16 protein-coding genes are annotated in these 16,567 nt (G+C 61.4%); 6 read left to right on the forward strand and 10 right to left on the reverse strand.

What is annotated here, in order from left to right; translation table 11 throughout:
- Positions 1-2 precede the first annotated feature (2 nt).
- Positions 3-2,069, reverse strand: a complete 2,067-nt coding sequence (fdhF, locus tag MCUHO_RS04085; RefSeq protein ID WP_067073736.1) for a formate dehydrogenase subunit alpha — start codon at positions 2,067-2,069, stop codon at positions 3-5.
- Between the two features lie 553 nt (positions 2,070-2,622).
- On the opposite strand from fdhF, the gene MCUHO_RS04090 reads away from it, so the two are divergent.
- A complete protein-coding gene (locus tag MCUHO_RS04090) occupies positions 2,623-3,309 on the forward strand; it encodes a hypothetical protein (RefSeq protein WP_084385916.1) in 687 nt (228 codons plus the stop codon).
- A 50-nt stretch (positions 3,310-3,359) separates the two neighbouring features.
- Here the strand turns inward: MCUHO_RS04090 and MCUHO_RS04095 are convergent, their stop codons facing one another.
- Together MCUHO_RS04095 and MCUHO_RS04100 are read right to left on the reverse strand one after the other, a co-directional pair.
- Positions 3,360-4,289, reverse strand: coding sequence for a hydantoinase/oxoprolinase family protein (locus MCUHO_RS04095; protein WP_067073740.1), 930 nt, complete (start codon positions 4,287-4,289; stop codon positions 3,360-3,362).
- Positions 4,286-5,173 carry an ATP-grasp domain-containing protein gene (locus MCUHO_RS04100; RefSeq protein ID WP_067073743.1) on the reverse strand — a complete coding sequence of 296 codons (888 nt, stop codon included), beginning with the start codon at positions 5,171-5,173 and terminating at the stop codon, positions 4,286-4,288. The genes MCUHO_RS04095 and MCUHO_RS04100 overlap by 4 nt, the downstream gene beginning before the upstream one ends.
- 83 nt (positions 5,174-5,256) lie before the next feature.
- On the opposite strand from MCUHO_RS04100, the gene surE reads away from it, so the two are divergent.
- Together surE and rpiA are read left to right on the forward strand one after the other, a co-directional pair.
- Positions 5,257-6,048 (forward strand): 5'/3'-nucleotidase SurE, encoded by a 792-nt coding sequence (gene surE / locus MCUHO_RS04105; protein ID WP_067073747.1) that lies wholly within the window; start codon positions 5,257-5,259, stop codon positions 6,046-6,048.
- Positions 6,049-6,069: 21 nt separating this feature from the next.
- A complete protein-coding gene (gene rpiA, locus MCUHO_RS04110; protein WP_067073751.1) occupies positions 6,070-6,768 on the forward strand; it encodes a ribose-5-phosphate isomerase RpiA in 699 nt (232 codons plus the stop codon).
- On the opposite strand, the gene MCUHO_RS04115 is transcribed toward rpiA, so the two are convergent.
- The 3 genes from MCUHO_RS04115 to acs all read right to left on the reverse strand — a co-directional run bounded on the left by MCUHO_RS04115 (position 6,757) and on the right by acs (position 9,999).
- On the reverse strand, positions 6,757-7,137 hold the full coding sequence (locus MCUHO_RS04115) for an ArsR family transcriptional regulator (RefSeq protein ID WP_067073753.1): 381 nt from the start codon (positions 7,135-7,137) through the stop codon (positions 6,757-6,759). The two genes, rpiA and MCUHO_RS04115, sit on opposite strands and share 12 nt — an antisense overlap.
- Positions 7,138-7,494: 357 nt before the next feature.
- Positions 7,495-8,058 (reverse strand): TATA-box-binding protein, encoded by a 564-nt coding sequence (locus MCUHO_RS04120; protein ID WP_067073756.1) that lies wholly within the window; start codon positions 8,056-8,058, stop codon positions 7,495-7,497.
- Between the two features lie 42 nt (positions 8,059-8,100).
- Positions 8,101-9,999, reverse strand: a complete 1,899-nt coding sequence (gene acs, locus MCUHO_RS04125; RefSeq protein WP_067073759.1) for an acetate--CoA ligase — start codon at positions 9,997-9,999, stop codon at positions 8,101-8,103.
- 366 nt (positions 10,000-10,365) lie between these two features.
- On the opposite strand from acs, the gene MCUHO_RS04130 reads away from it, so the two are divergent.
- Entirely contained in the window at positions 10,366-11,421 is a 1,056-nt protein-coding gene (locus MCUHO_RS04130) for a hypothetical protein (protein ID WP_161485878.1), read from the forward strand.
- Positions 11,422-11,516: 95 nt separating this feature from the next.
- Here the strand turns inward: MCUHO_RS04130 and MCUHO_RS04135 are convergent, their stop codons facing one another.
- The gene (locus MCUHO_RS04135) at positions 11,517-11,831 is read right to left on the reverse strand and encodes a transcription factor S (protein WP_011844235.1); all 315 of its coding nucleotides are present in this window, start codon (positions 11,829-11,831) and stop codon (positions 11,517-11,519) included.
- A gap of 125 nt (positions 11,832-11,956) precedes the next feature.
- Here MCUHO_RS04135 and artA point away from each other — a divergent pair, with 125 nt between their 5' ends.
- A complete protein-coding gene (gene artA, locus MCUHO_RS04140; protein ID WP_067073766.1) occupies positions 11,957-12,781 on the forward strand; it encodes an archaeosortase A in 825 nt (274 codons plus the stop codon).
- A gap of 592 nt (positions 12,782-13,373) precedes the next feature.
- On the opposite strand, the gene MCUHO_RS04145 is transcribed toward artA, so the two are convergent.
- Positions 13,374-14,006, reverse strand: coding sequence for a CDP-alcohol phosphatidyltransferase family protein (locus MCUHO_RS04145; RefSeq protein ID WP_067073770.1), 633 nt, complete (start codon positions 14,004-14,006; stop codon positions 13,374-13,376).
- 142 nt (positions 14,007-14,148) lie between these two features.
- Here MCUHO_RS04145 and MCUHO_RS04150 point away from each other — a divergent pair, with 142 nt between their 5' ends.
- Positions 14,149-14,835, forward strand: a complete 687-nt coding sequence (locus tag MCUHO_RS04150; protein WP_067073775.1) for a RibD family protein — start codon at positions 14,149-14,151, stop codon at positions 14,833-14,835.
- Between the two features lie 18 nt (positions 14,836-14,853).
- On the opposite strand, the gene truD is transcribed toward MCUHO_RS04150, so the two are convergent.
- Both truD and pth2 read right to left on the reverse strand, forming a co-directional pair.
- Complete coding sequence (truD, locus tag MCUHO_RS04155; RefSeq protein WP_067073778.1) at positions 14,854-16,125, reverse strand: tRNA pseudouridine(13) synthase TruD; 1,272 nt, start codon at positions 16,123-16,125, stop codon at positions 14,854-14,856.
- Entirely contained in the window at positions 16,122-16,484 is a 363-nt protein-coding gene (pth2, locus tag MCUHO_RS04160; protein ID WP_067073791.1) for a peptidyl-tRNA hydrolase Pth2, read from the reverse strand. The genes truD and pth2 overlap by 4 nt, the downstream gene beginning before the upstream one ends.
- Between the last annotated feature and the right edge of the window lie 83 nt (positions 16,485-16,567).

Raw genomic sequence — 16,567 nt, forward strand, 5'->3', positions numbered from 1 at the left:
CTTCAGGCCTCCGTAATCTTCTCGACCTTCACAGCACAGGCCTTGAACTCAGGGATCTTTGCGATCGGGTCGAGCGCGTTGTTCGTCAGGACGTTCGCTGCACACTCGGCGAAGTGGAACGGCATGAACATGACGCCCTTCTTGATCTCGTCGGTCACTTTCGCTTCGACTTCGACCTTGCCGCGGCGGCTGCTTGCCCGGACCATTTCCTTGTTCGCTATGCCGAGTTCTTTTGCGTCCTCGGTGTTGATCTCGATCCAGCCGGTCGGGACCTCGTTATCGAGCGTCTCGGAGCGGCGGGTCATGGATCCGGTGTGCCAGTGCCAGATGCACCGTCCGGTGGTGAGGATGTAGGGGTACTCCGCGTCGGGGACTTCCGCCGGGGGTTTCCACTCGATGGGGTGCATCACGCCCATGCCATCGGGGTGCGAACACTTGCCGATGTGCAGGATGGGCGTGCCGGGGTGGTCTTCCGTGGGGCAGGGCCAGTGGAGTGCTTCGGGCCGGTTGAGCCGCTCGTAGTTCATGCCGTGGTAGGACGGCGTGAGGGCGGCGACCTCGTTGAAGATCTCCTCGGCGCTCTGGTAGGGGAACTGGGCGGCGTAGCCCATGGCGGCTGCCACTTCGCAGAGGATCTTCCAGTCGACCTTTGCCTCGCCGGGCGGGTTCTGGGCCGTGCGCCACATCTGGACGCGCCGCTCGGTGCTGGTCTGGGTGCCTTCCTTCTCTGCGTAGCAGGAGGCGGGCAGAACGACGTCCGCGTGCTGGGCGGTCTCGGTCAGGAAGATGTCCTGCACCACCAGGAACTCGAGCTGTTCGAGTGCGTGCTCCGCGTGGGTGAGGTCCGGGTCGGAGAGCATCGGGTTCTCGCCCATGATGTACATCGCCTTGAGCTCGCCGGGGTTCTCGGTCAGGACGTTGAACATGACGGTGACCTCATAGCCGTTCTTCGGCTCGCAGATGCCGTCGGGGAAGCCCCAGGCGTCGGCGAACTTCTTGTGGACGGCCTCGTCGATGACCTTCTGGTAGCCGGTGAAGACAACGGGGAGACAGCCCATGTCACAGGCGCCCTGGACATTGTTCTGGCCACGGAGCGCGTTCACGCCGCCGCCGCGCTTGCCGATGTTTCCGGTAAGCATCTGGAGGTTTGCAGTCGACTTGACGTTGTCGACGCCGACCGTGTGCTGGGTGATGCCCATCGAGTAGAGGAGCGAGGAGGACTCGGCGGTACCGATCCATTCGGCTGCCTTCTTGAGGTCAGCAGCGGCAATGCCGGAGACCTTCTCGACGTTCTCGGGGAGGTAATCGTCCTTGAGCACCGTCGCTTTGAGTTCCTCGTATCCCTTTGCACGCTTCGAGACCCATTCCTTGTCCTCCCATCCGTTCCGGATGATCTCTCCCATCAGGCAGTTGAGGATGGCCACATCGGTGCCGGAGTAGAAGGATGCATAGAGATCCGCCTGCTTCGCGGTCGGCGTGTAGCGCGGGTCGAATACGATGACCTTCGCACCGTTCATCTTTGCCTGCATGATCTTGCGGCCGATGAGCGGGTGCTGCTCGAATGTGTTGGACCCGATGACGAAGACGCACTTCGACTCGGCGATGTCGAGGATGGAGTTGGTCATCGCACCGGAGCCGAACGAGGCGGCGAGGCCGGCGACGGTGGACGCGTGGCAGAGCCGGGCGCAGTGGTCGATGTGCCGCGTCTTGAAGACGCCGCGTGCCAGTTTCATCAGCAGGTAGTTCTCTTCGTTGGAGACACGGGCTGAGGAGAGGCAGGCAATCTCATCGGGCTTGTACGACTTGAACTTCTGGGCGATCAGGTCGTAGGCCTCGTCCCAGGTCGCCTCGACGAACTTGCCGTCCTTCTTGATGAGCGGCTTTGTGAGGCGGTCCGGGCTGTTCACGAACTCGTGAGCGTAAGTGCCCTTGGGGCAGACTTTTCCCTCGTTGACCGGAGAACGCTTGTAAGGTTGTGTGCCGACAACCTTCCCGTCCTTCACAACTAGGTTAAAGCTGCACCCCGTACCGCAGTACGGGCATGTAGTTTGAACATACTTGAGATCCATGGTTAAAACCTCGGATACATAGAAATACGGGGTTCAGAATATTTAACTATAGTGATTAACACCCCTTTTTTTGATGAATAAGTGTGGGCTGCAGCCGGCCCGGTACCGGGAGACCTGCACGATGTCGGACATACTTGCCCTGAAATGCATTCGGGAGCATTTTATCGGCCTGATGGGGGATGCGCCCTGAAATATCCCATTGTAAAAAAATAGTCAGGAGATATTGGTCGCCTTCCCGGGTTCGGGGCCGAATGCGGTCTTGCGTCTGGATCCGGTAGCGTGGGGGACGAGCACAAACGGGGTGTCCATCAGAAAGAGTTATTTGCACCGGCCGCAGATTATAGGGGACTCCGGGATGCTCACGAACCTCGGCGGGTGGAAGATCGGCCCCAACCGGGATCAGTGCCCGGGGGACGGCATCTCCGGGCGCTCAGGAGCCGGATTGTCACCTGACGAAGCCGGGACGGCAGGATAGACCAGAACCGGTGCTCTCCGGAGCACTCTCCTGCGGCCTGTAACGACCATGATGCCGTTCACTCTTGCTCGATGAGAGATGTTATTATTGGTGGGTGCAAACCCCTCTCATACAACTACACGGGAGAGAGTTGCCATAGCAAAGAAGACAGTGCTGATCCCGCCGATGCTCGTCGATCTGGTGGGAAACGCCCTCGCGTCGATGGACGGCGTGATATTCGGCGATCTCGACGCCTGCCCGTCGTGCGGGGGCCAGGTGCTCGGGCACGACATGCGGGCAAAGCGGTTTGCCGTCATCCTCGATGATGACAAAGAACGCACCATCCGGGTCTTCGTGAAGCGTTTCTACTGCCAGGACTGCGGCGTCCTCTGCTATGCGGACGCTCCCTTCTACCCCGACACCCGCCTCGCGTCGCCCATCGTCGATCTCTGCCTCCTCCTCTCGCAGCAGATGCCTTTCAACCAGGTTGCGCAGCATCTGCGGGCGATGGGGATCGTCGTCGACCGCGGAACGATCCGGAACTACGCTTCCCGCGACTTCGGGCCGATCTCCGCAACCGACCTCTTCGGTTTCCTGTTACCGCTCTCTCTCCTGAACCTCGCCACCTTCACCCTCAACCGTGAGCGGCGTCCCATCGTAGGGGCAGAAGCGCTCGCTGCCTGCGGTTTCCCACCCGCAGGCAGGGCACCGCTTCACGGCAGGGCGGCGCCCAAAGAGCGGGATCAGCGGTATGAACAGGAAGAGAAAGAAGAACGGGAATCCTAGTGCCAGCGATACGGCCGTGACGGCGAGAGACACCGCGAGCAGAAGAAGGGTCAGGTTCCACCGGCGCGCCGTAGCGCCACCTCCCTGACCGCGTATGCCGGCAGTGCATCCGAGACTTCTCCGATCTCTTCTTGAAGCGTAACGCCGCCGAGTTCGCGGGCAAAGAGGTCCGCTCCAATCCCGGCCGTGATCAGACGCCCGGCACCGCTCCGGGATACTGCACGATCTACTGCGCGGGCGATCAGCGTTCGCTGGGCATCCCAGAACACCCGGGCGACTGCCAGCGCCCCGTCCCTCCCGATCTCGTCGAGATCGGCGCAGACCACCCGGGCAAGCCTCCTTAGCGCCGCTTGGGGGGTCTTCTCGCCGTCGTCGGGTGCAGGGGAGGTGTAGTCCTCCGGGGTGATCTGGCCGAGCGCGAGGTGGGCGTCGGCGCTTGCGGCGAAGTACTCGGTGCTCACCGGGGTCGCCGTCCCGTCGAGCGTGACCGACGAGACCAGCGTCGCGACGTTCGTCCGGAGCATGCCGGTGTAGACTAGGTACTGCTCCTGCAGCCGCCGGGTGTCGGTCAGCCCCTTGAGGTCTTCAAAACGGTTCAGGGGGATGACGTCGGCGGTGGTGCTTCCCACGTCGAGGAGCACCGCGTCGGCATGGTTCTCCCGCAGGTAGTCGGCCGACGCCAGCCAGTTCGCGGCGGCAAGGGCCGGAACCGGCCGGGTATGGAACGCCGCGTCGGTGCCGTAGAAGACAGCGCCGGGAATGACCTCCTGCACCGCTTCGACGATCCACCGGATGCCGTCCATCTTGCTCGCAAAGCAGTCGGCGAGCTCCCCGCTCATCACCACGGCGGCGGGCTCTCCGGCATAGGGTTTGAGGAGAGCGGCGAGCGGCGCGCCCTGCCAGAGGGGGCAGTAGTGGATATGCACGCCGGTATCGTCGACGACCTTGAGGTTCGCGCCGCCGATATCGATCCCGATCATAGCCGGTGAAGCCCCCCGTCCTTGTCGAACCGCACCCTCCCGGCGAGGTGCACCTCCGCCGGCGCCTCGCCGTGCGACGCTGCAACAAGGATATCGGCGATCTCCTCCTCCATGACGGCCGCGATCCCGACCAGGCTGGTCGTGGGCCTCGGGTTGACGTCCACGACGTAGATCCGGTCACCGGCGACGACGTCGATCCCGGCGTACCCCTGGCACCCGAGGACGTTCATCGCCCGGACGGCAAGATCGACGATCTCCTCCTCGCGATCGGGATGGACGGGCGTCTCTCCCCCGAGGTAGAGGAACCTCCCTTCGTCCGCGACGGCGATCTCCTGCCGGTTGACGGCGAGCAGGAGCGGCACGGCGCCCGTGTAGAACTCGCAGACGTTGCCGGTCACCCGGCTCCCCACCAGGCTCACGCTCAGCGCCTCTCCTTCGACGTAGGTCTGTGCAAACTCGCCGGCTCCCGGCTCCTCATCCGTCAGGCGGACCCCGAGAGCGCCGCAGCCCGTGATCGGTTTGACGACTCTCCTTCCTTCCCCGGCAGTGGGGGGAACGGCTATCCCGTTCCGGGAGAGGATATCCGCCGTCCGCTGCTTGTTGGCGCAGACCGCCGCGTTCATGCTCCCGCACCCGATGTTGTGGGTCAGCCCTTCGAGGAGATGCGTGTACCGGAAGAGGAGGTGATCCGGTGCGATGACCAGGCCTACGTCGCACTCCGGCGCGAGCCTCTTGATCTCGCCCTCGAAGTCGGGGCGCTCGGGCGTCACCACCTCGTAGCCGCACCGCTCAAAGCTGCCGCGTATGGCGGCGAGCATGGCGGCGCCCTCGGGCGCAAGCTCGGGGTCGTTGCATACGGAGTATTCGGCGAGAAAGACCTTCATTGCAGTAGAGGTTAGCTACAGAGGACTTGACCCTGACGATCGGGCAGGTTTTTGATGCGCGGAAACCATCCCTATAGACAAGGATGAAGCCCAAGATTCTGCTCACCAACGACGATGGGATAACCTCTACGGGACTCTGGGCGGCATACGACGCGCTCGCGCCGATCGCCGACGTCACCGTGGTCGCGCCTGCCACCCAGCAGAGCGCCGTAGGAAGGTCTATCTCCATCTTCGAGCCTATTCGTGCGAATCAGGTGACGATGAACGGCGTGACCGCCTACTCGGTCGGCGGGAAACCGACCGATGCCGTGATCATCGGACTCTTCGCGCTGCACCTGAACCCCGATCTTGTGGTCAGCGGGGTAAACATCGGCGAGAACCTCTCGTTCGAGTCGATCATGACCTCGGGAACCGTCGGGGCCGCGCTCGAGGCGTCGAACCAGGGGGTGCCGTCCCTTGCCTTCTCGCTCCAGGTGGAGGACCAGGGCGACAAGTTCGACGACCCCTCGCGGATCATCGACCGGTACTCCGACGCGAAACGGGTGATTCGCGAGATCTGCGAGAAAGTTTTTGCAAACGGGTTCCCCGGAAAGGCTCACGTCATCAACGTGAATATTCCGGCACGGGTGCGCGGCGGATACGAGATCACCCGCCTTGCCGAGAAACTCTTCTACACCGGCGTTGAGGAGCGCCTCGACCCGCGCGGCCGTCCCTACTACTGGATCGACGGGCCGCTGTACGAGGATGCGGAGGAAGGCACCGATGTGCACGCGGTGCAGAGAGGCAACGTCTCCATCACGCCGATCACCCTCGACTGCACGGCGTATGCCGCCGCGGACGAGCTCAAGGGCATCTTCGACGGCATGCATATCTGAGCGGGAGGAGAAGAGTACAGCATGAGTGCAGCAGAACAGGCGGCATCGAAGAGGAACGCAGGCTACCGCGCGGCAGAAGAGGTCGAGGACGGGATGGTCGTCGGGCTCGGCACCGGGTCGACCGTCTTCTTCGCGATGGAGCGGCTGGGCGAGCGGATAGCAGAGGACGGGCTCACCATCGTCGGCGTCCCGACCTCTTACCAGGCGGCCATCCGGGCACGCCGGTACGGCATTCCCCTCGCGAGCCTCGACGAGCACCCCGAACTCGATATCGCCATCGACGGGGCCGACCAGATCGATCCCGCTCTCCACCTGATCAAGGGGCGCGGTGCCGCGCTTCTGCGGGAGAAGTGCGTCTGCGACGCGGCGCGGAGGGCGCTCATCGTCGTTGATGGGACAAAGATGGTGGAGACCCTGAACGCGCCCGTGCCGGTAGAAGTGCTCCCGTTCGCCGTGGAGGCGGTCTCCCGCCGGCTTGCGGCGCTCGGTGCCGACCCGGTTCTCCGGGAAGGGGTGAAGAAAGACGGCCCGGTCGTAACCGACAACGGCAACTTCATCGTCGACTGCAATTTCGGGACGATCGCAGACCCCGGGCGCCTGGAGGCGGAGATCGCCTCGATCCCCGGTGCGCTGGAGTGCGGCCTGTTCACGGCCTACACGGAAAAAATAACGGTTATTATCGGTGAGGAGAAGGGTTGCAGCGTCATATCACTGCGTTGAGATGCATTCCCGCATCTTCTGGATGAGGTCTAACTGATGCCGGGCTTCCTTCTTCTTTTCTTTCTCGATTGTATCCATGATCTCCGTTATTGAGCGCGAGAGCGTGTAGATCTTCACCGGCCTTCCCTTGCTCTCCGACTTGCTCTCGCGGGTATCGATCCAGTCGCATTCTTTAAGGTAGCGCATGGCGATGCTGACTTCGGGCTGGCGGAGATCGGTGCCGCGCTCGATGTCCCGGGATGTCGCCTCCTCGGTATTTGCCAGGTATACGAGCACTTTGGAGACGTTTCTTTTGATGCCGATGCCCATCAAGAGCTCGGCGAGTTCTTCGTCGCGTGGCGTAAAATACCGTACCTTATCGGACCTCATCCATTCACCATCAGATAGTTATCTAGTGTTTTAAATCTAACTATAAAAATATTATTATTTCAATGGGAGATCTGGCGATTGTATCTGTTTAAAGTGAATGAATGAACCATCAAACCTTCGAGAACAATCTTTTATCCACCGGATCGCGCTTCCGCACGCGGCAGGAGGGTGCCCTCCGGAGAAGAGTGATGGCGATCGAAAGGACGGGGAAGTCCGAAAACGGCCAGCCGTGCCATCGGTCTGGGAGACTGTGGTTGCCCGGCTCCGCCGGAGATTCGAAACGGCCCTTATGGAAAACCAACGGCCCAATGGCCCTTATGGGTTGGGGAAAAAGAGAGAAGGATTATCAGACGGGTTTCAGATGAGCCCGAGACTGGAAAGTTCGGAGAGGATCCGCCGTACCGCACGCTGCGCATCCTCGGGCACCTTGCCGCCCGTGATGATCAGTTTGCCGGACCCGAAGAGGAGGACGACCACCTTGGGGTCATCGAGCCGGTACACGAGCCCGGGGAACTGCTCGGGTTCGTACTCGATCTTGTCCAGGTTGAAGCCCACGGCGATCTTATTGAGGTTGATTGGCGTCCCGAGGTCTGCGGATGTGACGATGTTCTGAATCTTATACTCCGGGTTCTCGGGGATGTCGATGTCGAGCGCCCGCAGCTGGTCGGCGAGGATATCCAGGCCGCGCGAGAGGCTGTCGATGCTCTTTGCGCCCGTCAGGACGACCTTGCCGGAACCGAAGACGAGCGCGGCGATCTTCGGGTCCTGCATCCGGAGAACGACGCCGGGGAACCGCTTCTTATTGTATTCCGCGTCCTTAAGCCGGGACGCAAGAGAGGGTAGATCAAGAGACTCCGTCACTTTCGCGGAAGCGACGATATTTTCTATCTTGAGGGACTCCTCTGGTCTGTGCTCATTCATATATATAGCATGCTTAAAAAAGGTATATAAAGAGTTGGTTTTCTACTCTTCCAATGTCGAGATATCACCGGGGTCCATACCCAGCTCCTGTGCTTTTAAGACCCGGCGCATGATCTTGCCGCTCCGGGTCTTCGGGAGCGAATCGACGAACTCAATCTCGGACGGTATGGCGATGGGACCGAGTGTCATCCTGACATGGTAGACGAGATCGTTTCTCAGCTTCTCACCGGGCTCCCGGCCGTTTCTGAGGATGACGAAGGCTTTGATGGTGTTCCCCTTCAGGGCGTCGGGTTTCCCGATGACCGCGGCCTCCGCCACGGCCTCATGGGAGACAAGCGCGCTCTCGACCTCGGCCGTCCCGATGTTGTGCCCGGCGACGACGATCAGGTCGTCGGATCGCCCGATCACCATGATGTAGCCGTCCTTGTCCTTCACCGCGAGGTCGGCCGCAGTGTAGCATCCCGGGACGGTGTTCCAGTACTTGCGGTATCGGTCGTCATCGTTCCAGATCGTCCGCATCATCGACGGCCAGGGCTCCCTGACGACCAGGAGGCCGCCCGTCCCCGGCGGGCACGGGTTGCCCGCCATATCGACGACGTCCGCGACGACGCCCGGGATCGGTTTTCCCGCAAACCCGGGGCGCATCGGCTCGCCGATCATCGTGGTCACCATATGCATCCCGGTCTCGGTCTGCCACCAGGTGTCCACGATCGGGCACCGGTCTTTGCCGATGGTGCGGTAGAACCACTCGAACGCCTCGGGGTTGAGCGGCTCGCCGACCGACCCGAGGACGCGGAGCGACGAGAGGTTGTAGCGGTCCGGCCACTCTTCACCCACCCGCATGAACATCCGGATGGCGGTCGGGGCGGTGTAGAAGATGGTGACGCCGTACTCCTCGATGAGGTTCCAGTAGGTGCCCGGGTCCGGGTAGTCCGGAGTTGTCTCGGCGATGAGGCAGGTTGCGCCGTTCAGGAGCGGGCCGTAGACGCCGTAACTGTGGCCGGTGATCCAGCCGGGATCGGCAGTGCACCAGTAGATATCGTTGTCCTTGACGTCGAAGACGTGGCGGGTGGTGTAGTAGGTTCCGACCATGTAGCCGCCGCAGGTGTGGACGATGCCCTTCGGGGATCCGGTGGTGCCGCTCGTGTACAGGATGAAGAGCGGGTCTTCCGCATCCATCGGTTCGGCCGGGCACTCCCGCTCGACGCCCTCCGTCAGGTCGTAGTAGTCCACCTCCATCTCGGGATGGAGTTCGACGGGCTTGTCGAGATCCCGCCGGAGAATGACGATCCGCTCGACGGAGGGCGCGTTGACGACCGCCTCCTCGACGATGTTCTTGAGCGGGATTGCCTTGCCCCGCCGGTAGGTGACGTCGGCGGTGATGACCACCTTAGCATCGGTGCCCGTGATGCGCTGGTTGAGCGCGCTGACGCCGAACCCGCCGAAGACGACCGTGTGGATCGCTCCTATCCGGGCGCAGGCGAGCATGGCGACGATCTGTTCGGGCACCACCGGCATGTAGATGCAGACCCGGTCGCCCTTCCCGACTCCGAGACGCTTCAGGCCGTTTGCGAACCGGCAGACGGCCTGGAAGAGCTGGCGGTAGGTGAAGATCCGCTCTTCCTCCTCGGTCTCTCCCCGCCACATGATCGCGACCTTGTTGCGCCGCTGGTTGTGGACGTGGCGGTCCAGGCAGTTGTGGGTGATGTTGAGTTTGCCGTTCAGGAACCACCTGGCGTAGGGATAGTTCCACTCCTTCACCCGATCCCAGGGCTGGAACCACTCGAGTTCTCTGGCGACGGTGTCCCAGAACCCGTCGGGGTCTGAAAGGAACTCCCGGTAGGCCTGGTTGTAGTCCCCGACCCAGGACTGCTCCCTGCAGTGGGCTTCGGGGGTATAGTACTTCGCCTCCTCGAGTTTGACATCAAAATTTTCCGCCATCCGTATACCTCGATTATACATTATTAATAATGTATATTATATCAACATTCTGGTTGAGGGGACGGATTCGCCTGAGGGTAAGCGGCAGGGAACGGTTGCCGAAACCGCACTGGAATGGCCGCGTCTGCGCCGGAGCATGTGGCGCCCGCGCCTATACTGGGGAATCGAAACCCGGGAGGGCCGGGCCGGCGGGCAGAATTGAGGTTTTGCCGGGGACGGGCGCCGCGCAACGAGAGTGTCCCCAGTATGGCCGCCGCACCACGAGAGGCCGCCGGAAGATCGTGAAATCGTCAGCGGCGGCCTTCGATACGCAGGGATAAATGCCAACCTTTTTGCCGGGCTCTTTTCCATATTCCATTGATCGCCATGCCCACCAGGGTGATTTCAAAGATCCTCTCCTTCCGGCACCACGACCGCATGGTTACCTTTGCGGAGCAGGCGCTCGACCAGAACAAGCGCCCCGCGGCGGTGAAGACCGCGCACGAGCGCGGGGTGCTCGCCGGGATGAACGATGCGGCCGACCGGCAGAACGATAGGCAGGCCTGCGAGTTCAACGGGCTCGCGGAGGGCGGGGGTGACGGGATGAAGGACCTGGAAGGGATCGGGCGAACGATAAACGAACTCGAGACCACTGCAATCGAGATCGAAAAGGTTGTAATCGGACTGCTCCGAACCACAAACCTGATTCAACGGCCGGATCCCATGGGAGTGATATTCTTCGCTCCAAATAACCAGTGGGACGAATTGTCCGACCAGGAACAGCAAAAACAGCGGGACGCGCTACGGAAGTATCAACGGTGGTACACGGTCGCCCACAGGTATGTCAGGGAGTATGTCCCCGAGAGGGTCGATGAGTTCAACCTGTGCTATTCCGGCGGTACGCAGGGGAGGTACGGCGTTATCGATTATATTCAGCTGGAACGGCTGCAATGGTCCCGCAATAAGTCTAGGATCATCGATGATTTCTGGCGTATCTTCGAGATTCAGAGGAGTATCCTCCTCTCTATAACGGATTTGACCGAAATAGAGCGAATAAACGTCCGGGAACTCATATCTTCGGATTTCATCGACCGCGAGATCGACGAAGCCGAGAATCTCTACAGGCTGGGCCACCATCGTGCCGCGGGGGTTCTTGCAGGGGTTGCACTTGAACGACACCTGAAAATGCTCTGCGACAGGTACGGCCTTGAGTACCTGAAGGAGGATATCGTCGAACTTCTGGTCCAGCGGTTGTATGAGACCGATTGTATCGATCGCGGGCAACTTGTGACCATTCGGCACCTTGCCGATATAGGGGAGAGATGCAGTCATCCAGGCGATATCACCGGCGAAGAGGTCAAAGAATCGATTGATCGGTTCAAAGAATTAATACGACAGAGTTCTCCGGCCGAACCCGTGCGGCCGCAGGATCAGATAGCGTAGTGGTGACAGGCCTTCGTGGAGTTGAAAAGAGCCCGCCAAAAAACGACAGAAAGAAATGCGCCCCAAAGGGGCATCAGAACAGTAACGTTGCCGAATCAATCGTACTCGCGCCAGGTCTTGCCGCAGGCGGTGCACCGGAAGAACCGAACTTCGCTCTCATCCGCCGCACGCAGCTGCCGCAGCCACCAGAATGCCGTCGTGCAGTCGCACTCCGGGCACTTGATGCTCGCGGTCGGGAGGGTCGCTATCTTGTCCTCTTCGTCGACGATGGTGATCTCTTTCTCCACGCGTTTGTCTGTCTTCTTTAACCGGTCGGAATCGTCGATCTCACGGATATAGCCGCATTTTTTACATTTCAGCTGACCACCGGACGATATCATCAGACCTTTGCACTGCGGACAGAACATCATTGTAATGAATGGGGTGGCAATCGCAATTAATTCTTGGTCATGCCGCATGATCGTTCCACACGAGAGGCGACCCGGACAGAACGGGTGCACAAATAATTATAGCCGGATACGCCGAAGGGTAAAGGATGAAGGACTACCTGGTGCTGATCTCCTGCATCTGTTTTCTCGCCTTTCTCATCCCGGGCAGGTACCGGAAGTACTTCGCACTCGGCGGGTGGATAAGCATCGTCGGATACCTCTTCCTCGAGCTCCCCCACTACTTCTCACTCAATAACTTCATGTACCCGGCGATAGCCGTCCTTTCGGTACCCTTCCTCTATATCACCGCAAAATACCTGCTCCGCGACGACCCCCGGGTGATGCAGGTCTCGATGATTGCCGCCGTGGCATTCCTGATCTACGCTCCCTTCGGTTACATGCCCGCACTCGGGAACTGGCTGATTGCAGCCGTCGCCGACCAGACCGCGGCGGCGCTCGCGGCGGTCGGCTACCCCGTAACCTTCCAGGCCTGGAACCTGATGGAGCGCAACGGGTTCCAGACCGAGATCATCCTCGCCTGCACCGGCATTCAGAGCATCGCGATCATGCTCGGGGTCGCCTGGGGCGTGCAGTCGACGCTGAAGCAGAAGATCGTCGGCTTCTTCATCGTATTCCCGACGATCTACATCCTCAATATCGTGCGGAACGTCTTCGTGATCGCGGCCTATACCGAACAGTGGTTCCCCTACCTGCCCGAGATCGCCGGCAACGGCGAACTCGGGTACGAGAGTTTCTTCTGGGCGCACAACGTCATGGCAGAACTCGGGGCTCTTGTCTTTCTCGTGGTCCTCGCCTACGCCCTCTTCATGATCGTGCCCCAGCTCGGCACCCTCGCGGAAAACCTCTACCGCCTCTACCGCGGCGAAGTGGAGCGGGTTGTCCGACCGAACGCGGGAAAGACCGAACGCTGACGCCGGGCGGGGAGTGCCCGGCAGCCGCATCCTGAGTGTCGTTCTTCGAAGACCTTCGGTCTTCTCATGCTCCTGCCCCGAAAACGCTTCGCGTTTTCTCATGCTCCTGCCGTTCCGGCAGTCGCACCCTTCGGCCAGTCGCACTTCGCGTGAGACTTCAGCTCAGGGAGAACTGAGGATCTCACGCGAAGCCGAGAAGAACGGTAGGAGGTTTACCTGGAACACCCTTCGCGGCTTCGCGCCCTTCGCGTGAGACTGTATTGTTATCCTTCGCAAGCAACTCACGCGAAGAACGGCACGAAGTCCGGTTGACAGGTAGAGTAACTTCCCTTCTCGGCTTCGCGTGAGTCGGCAGTAGAGGGTAATGACCGAGCCTTACGCGAAATGCAACTGCCCTACGGGCAGGAACTTGAGCACCACAAGGTGTGAAAGATGCGAAGCCGGGAAGGCCGAAGGGCCGGAGTTTGAGAAGCCATCAGGCTTTGAGGGACGACGCCCCGAAGGAGCACAGTTTGAGGCACCGTCAGGACGCGGACCGTGACGCCCACTCGCCACGCTTCACCTCAAGACCCGAAAAAGAGATACGAACCGGTCAGGAGTACCGGCGGTAGAGGTAGAAGACCCGCTGGGCCGCGGAGAGGTTCGTGCAGATCGCGATGAGGAGCACCGCAACCCAGAGGAGCCCGGTCACACCGCCGAGCACCAGCACGAGGATCGTCTCGGGCCTGCCGAAGAAGCCTACCCCCTCGAGGGGATCCTCGATCTTCCCGGCGACCCTCTCGGAATACCCGATCTCAGCATACGTGACCGGCTTGATGAAGGTGTTCATCAGCGACCCCGCGAGCGCCAGCCCCACGACACCGAAGTCGGCGACCGGCGGGACGTTCACCAGGTGGCTGATGATGGGGATGCCGGAGAACCCCACGCCGAGGATGACCGCCGCGTCGACGTATTTGTCGGCGATCCAGTCGAAGACCGCCCCGAACCGGCTCTCCGCATGATTCTTCCGGGCGACGTTGCCGTCCACCAGATCGAGGATCGCCGAGACGAACAGGAGCAGGCTGCCCGCAATGAAGTGGCGCCCGGCGAAGGCAAGTGCGCACGAAAAGCCGAAGAGCACGGAGAGCACCGAGACCTGGTTCGGCGTAACGCCCAGGCGTATAAAAAACGACGCGATTGGCTCCGTATATTTGATGAATTTCGGCCGCAGGGAGGTTATATTCATCGCATATTTTATCAGCCTGTATGGAGTTTAACCTTTGCTCTGCAGAGTGAAGCCGCAACACTTCACCCGAATACCGTTTACCGGCTAAAATCACCAGATTCATAAACGCTCCCGCCAGATAGATCACCGGGAACGAATTTCAATGCCAGAATACGACAGGCCGCACGTCCTCATGATGTCGGAGATCACCGTCGACGGGAAACTTACCCTGAAGCGCGGGGCTTCGAGCAAGATCCTCATGAAGTACATGGCCCCCGAAACCGAACTCCTCCTCCACAAAACCCGGGCGGAATACGACGCCATCATGGTCGGGGCGAACACCATCAGGATCGACAACTCATTCCTGACGGTCAGGCTGGTCGAGGGAAAGAGCCCGCTCCGCGTCATTCCAAGCAGCCGGGCGGATATCCCGCCGGACGCAAACGTCCTCGGACCTGACGCGAGAACCGTCATCGCCGTCAGCGAGGCCGCGCCGGCGGAGAATGTCGCCCGGCTCCGGGACTGCGGCGTCGACGTCGTCGTCGTGGGCGAGAAAGACATAGACCTGCCGGGACTGATGCGGGTCCTGAAGAGAGACTACGGCGTCGAGCGGATGATGATCGAGGGGGGGCCGACGCTGAACTGGTCGATGCTGAACCACCGCCTCGTTGACGAGATACGCCTTATTCACCTGCCGTTCATCGTCGGTGGCGCCGACACCCCGTCGCTCGTCGGCGGCATGCACATCGAGACCGAGGAGGAGATGTTCCGGCTCTCCTTGAAGCGCCACTACATGTGTGGGAGCAACCTGGTCACCGAGTGGGATGTTCTCTACCATCCCCGCGAATAATCCTTTTTCACCGAACGTCTAGATCATCACGTACGGGTCGGCCTTCATATACTCCCGGCAGACCGTCGTCGCGTAGTGGCCGGGAGGGAGCGTGAATCTGAGCCGGACGTCCGCACCGGATACGTCCGCCTCCACGTCGGCGGAGAGGCTGATCGGTCTCAGAACGCCGGCAAACGCCGTCTTCACGAACCGGGAGGCGCGCTTGAAGTCTCCGGCGTCGATGCCCGACTCGGCCATCAGTTCCTGCATCATCTCGTCCATCGGCCCGTGCGACACTATCGGTTCCGAACCCGGGATGAAGAGGGCGATCCGGCACCGGCCGCGGCGGATCTGCATCAGGGCCGCCTGCCGGTTTCGCGCGGAGACGATATCCTCGCGACCATCCAGAAAGAGGAGCCGGTCGCCGACTTCGGGATCGGTGAGCGACATTCCTGCGTCGATCCGGGAGGAGAGCGCGCGGTTGAAGAGGTAGGACTGGTATGCGCTCACCAGGAGCGAGAGGAGCTTCGGGGGGAGCGCCCGGAGCGCGCCGGCATAGTCGCCGGGGTTCGCGACGAGGTGGTTCGCCATCGCCCGCTCGTAGGTCATCCGTATGGGTAGGTCGGCGAGCGCCGCCCGGGCATCGTGGGTCTCGGTGAAATGAGTCCGGGCGCGCTGTCCCTCCTCCGACTCCCGGGGGTAGGCCCGGCCGATGTATATGGTCACGGCGCCTTCGTAGTCGCCCTTGAGGATCTTCTCGCCGACGAGGTGCGTGACCGGCCGGACGACGCCGAACCGCTGCAGCCCGTAGTAGTTCGGTATCCCGGCGGACGCCACCTCCGTCGCCGCCTGCACCCGCGCCGCGAGGCCGTCTTCGATGCAGTCGCGGATGGCGATATCGAACCGGTTGCCCGCGAGGCTGCCGAGGGAAAGCGAGTGCTGCGACCGCCCGACGACCTCAAGCGTGATATCCGCGAGGTGCACCTGTTCGACCGCTTCGGGCGGGACATCGTAGATCGATATGAACTGGGTGGTCACCGCGTTCTTGTCCTTCGTCCCCGCCCAGGCGATCCTCCGGTGGCTGATGCCGAGCCGCTTTGCAATCTCCTTGACCGCCCGCTGGAGTTCCCAGTTCGTCTTGATGAGCCGGCAGATGAGGTAGGGGCCGTCCGGGTCGGCGATCGGAAGCGGGAGTTCTTCGACGGCGAAGTCGGCGGGGCTTGCGCGGAGCCGCCCGCCGATACCGGGATCATCGGATGCGTAGTAGCGCATCCCGAGATCCACCTCAAGGGGATGGGGCGAGGGCATCATAGCAACGAGAGGTCTCCGGTGATACGGTCGAGGTCTTCGGAGCGAGCGGGGCCGAGGCCGAGCGCCGTCACGGTTCCCGGCGGAATCTCGGTCATCCCGGCGTCCTGGATGATCGACGCGGGGATGCCCGCCCGCTCCGCGATCGTCTTGAGTTCAAAGAGCTGCCGCTCGGACGAAGCCTTCAGCACCACTTTCTTCTGCCCTTCGTCGAACCAGGCCTTCTTTGCAATCTTGTCGGCCTTCTCGTACGCCCCGATGGCGGCGTGGGCGATCTGCGCACACTTCTTGCCGCAACTCATCTTGATGTCGGCGCGCACGACCAGGCACTGCTTCCACTTGAACTCCCGCATATCCGGCATTTCGTACTACCTGGGGCATGATCCGTCAAATACGCAGCTGTGGGAGCGAGGTTGGCAGGCCATGGGGTGCGATGGGCCGAAGG

The organism is Methanoculleus horonobensis (genome assembly GCF_001602375.1).
Classification (GTDB): domain Archaea; phylum Halobacteriota; class Methanomicrobia; order Methanomicrobiales; family Methanoculleaceae; genus Methanoculleus; species Methanoculleus horonobensis.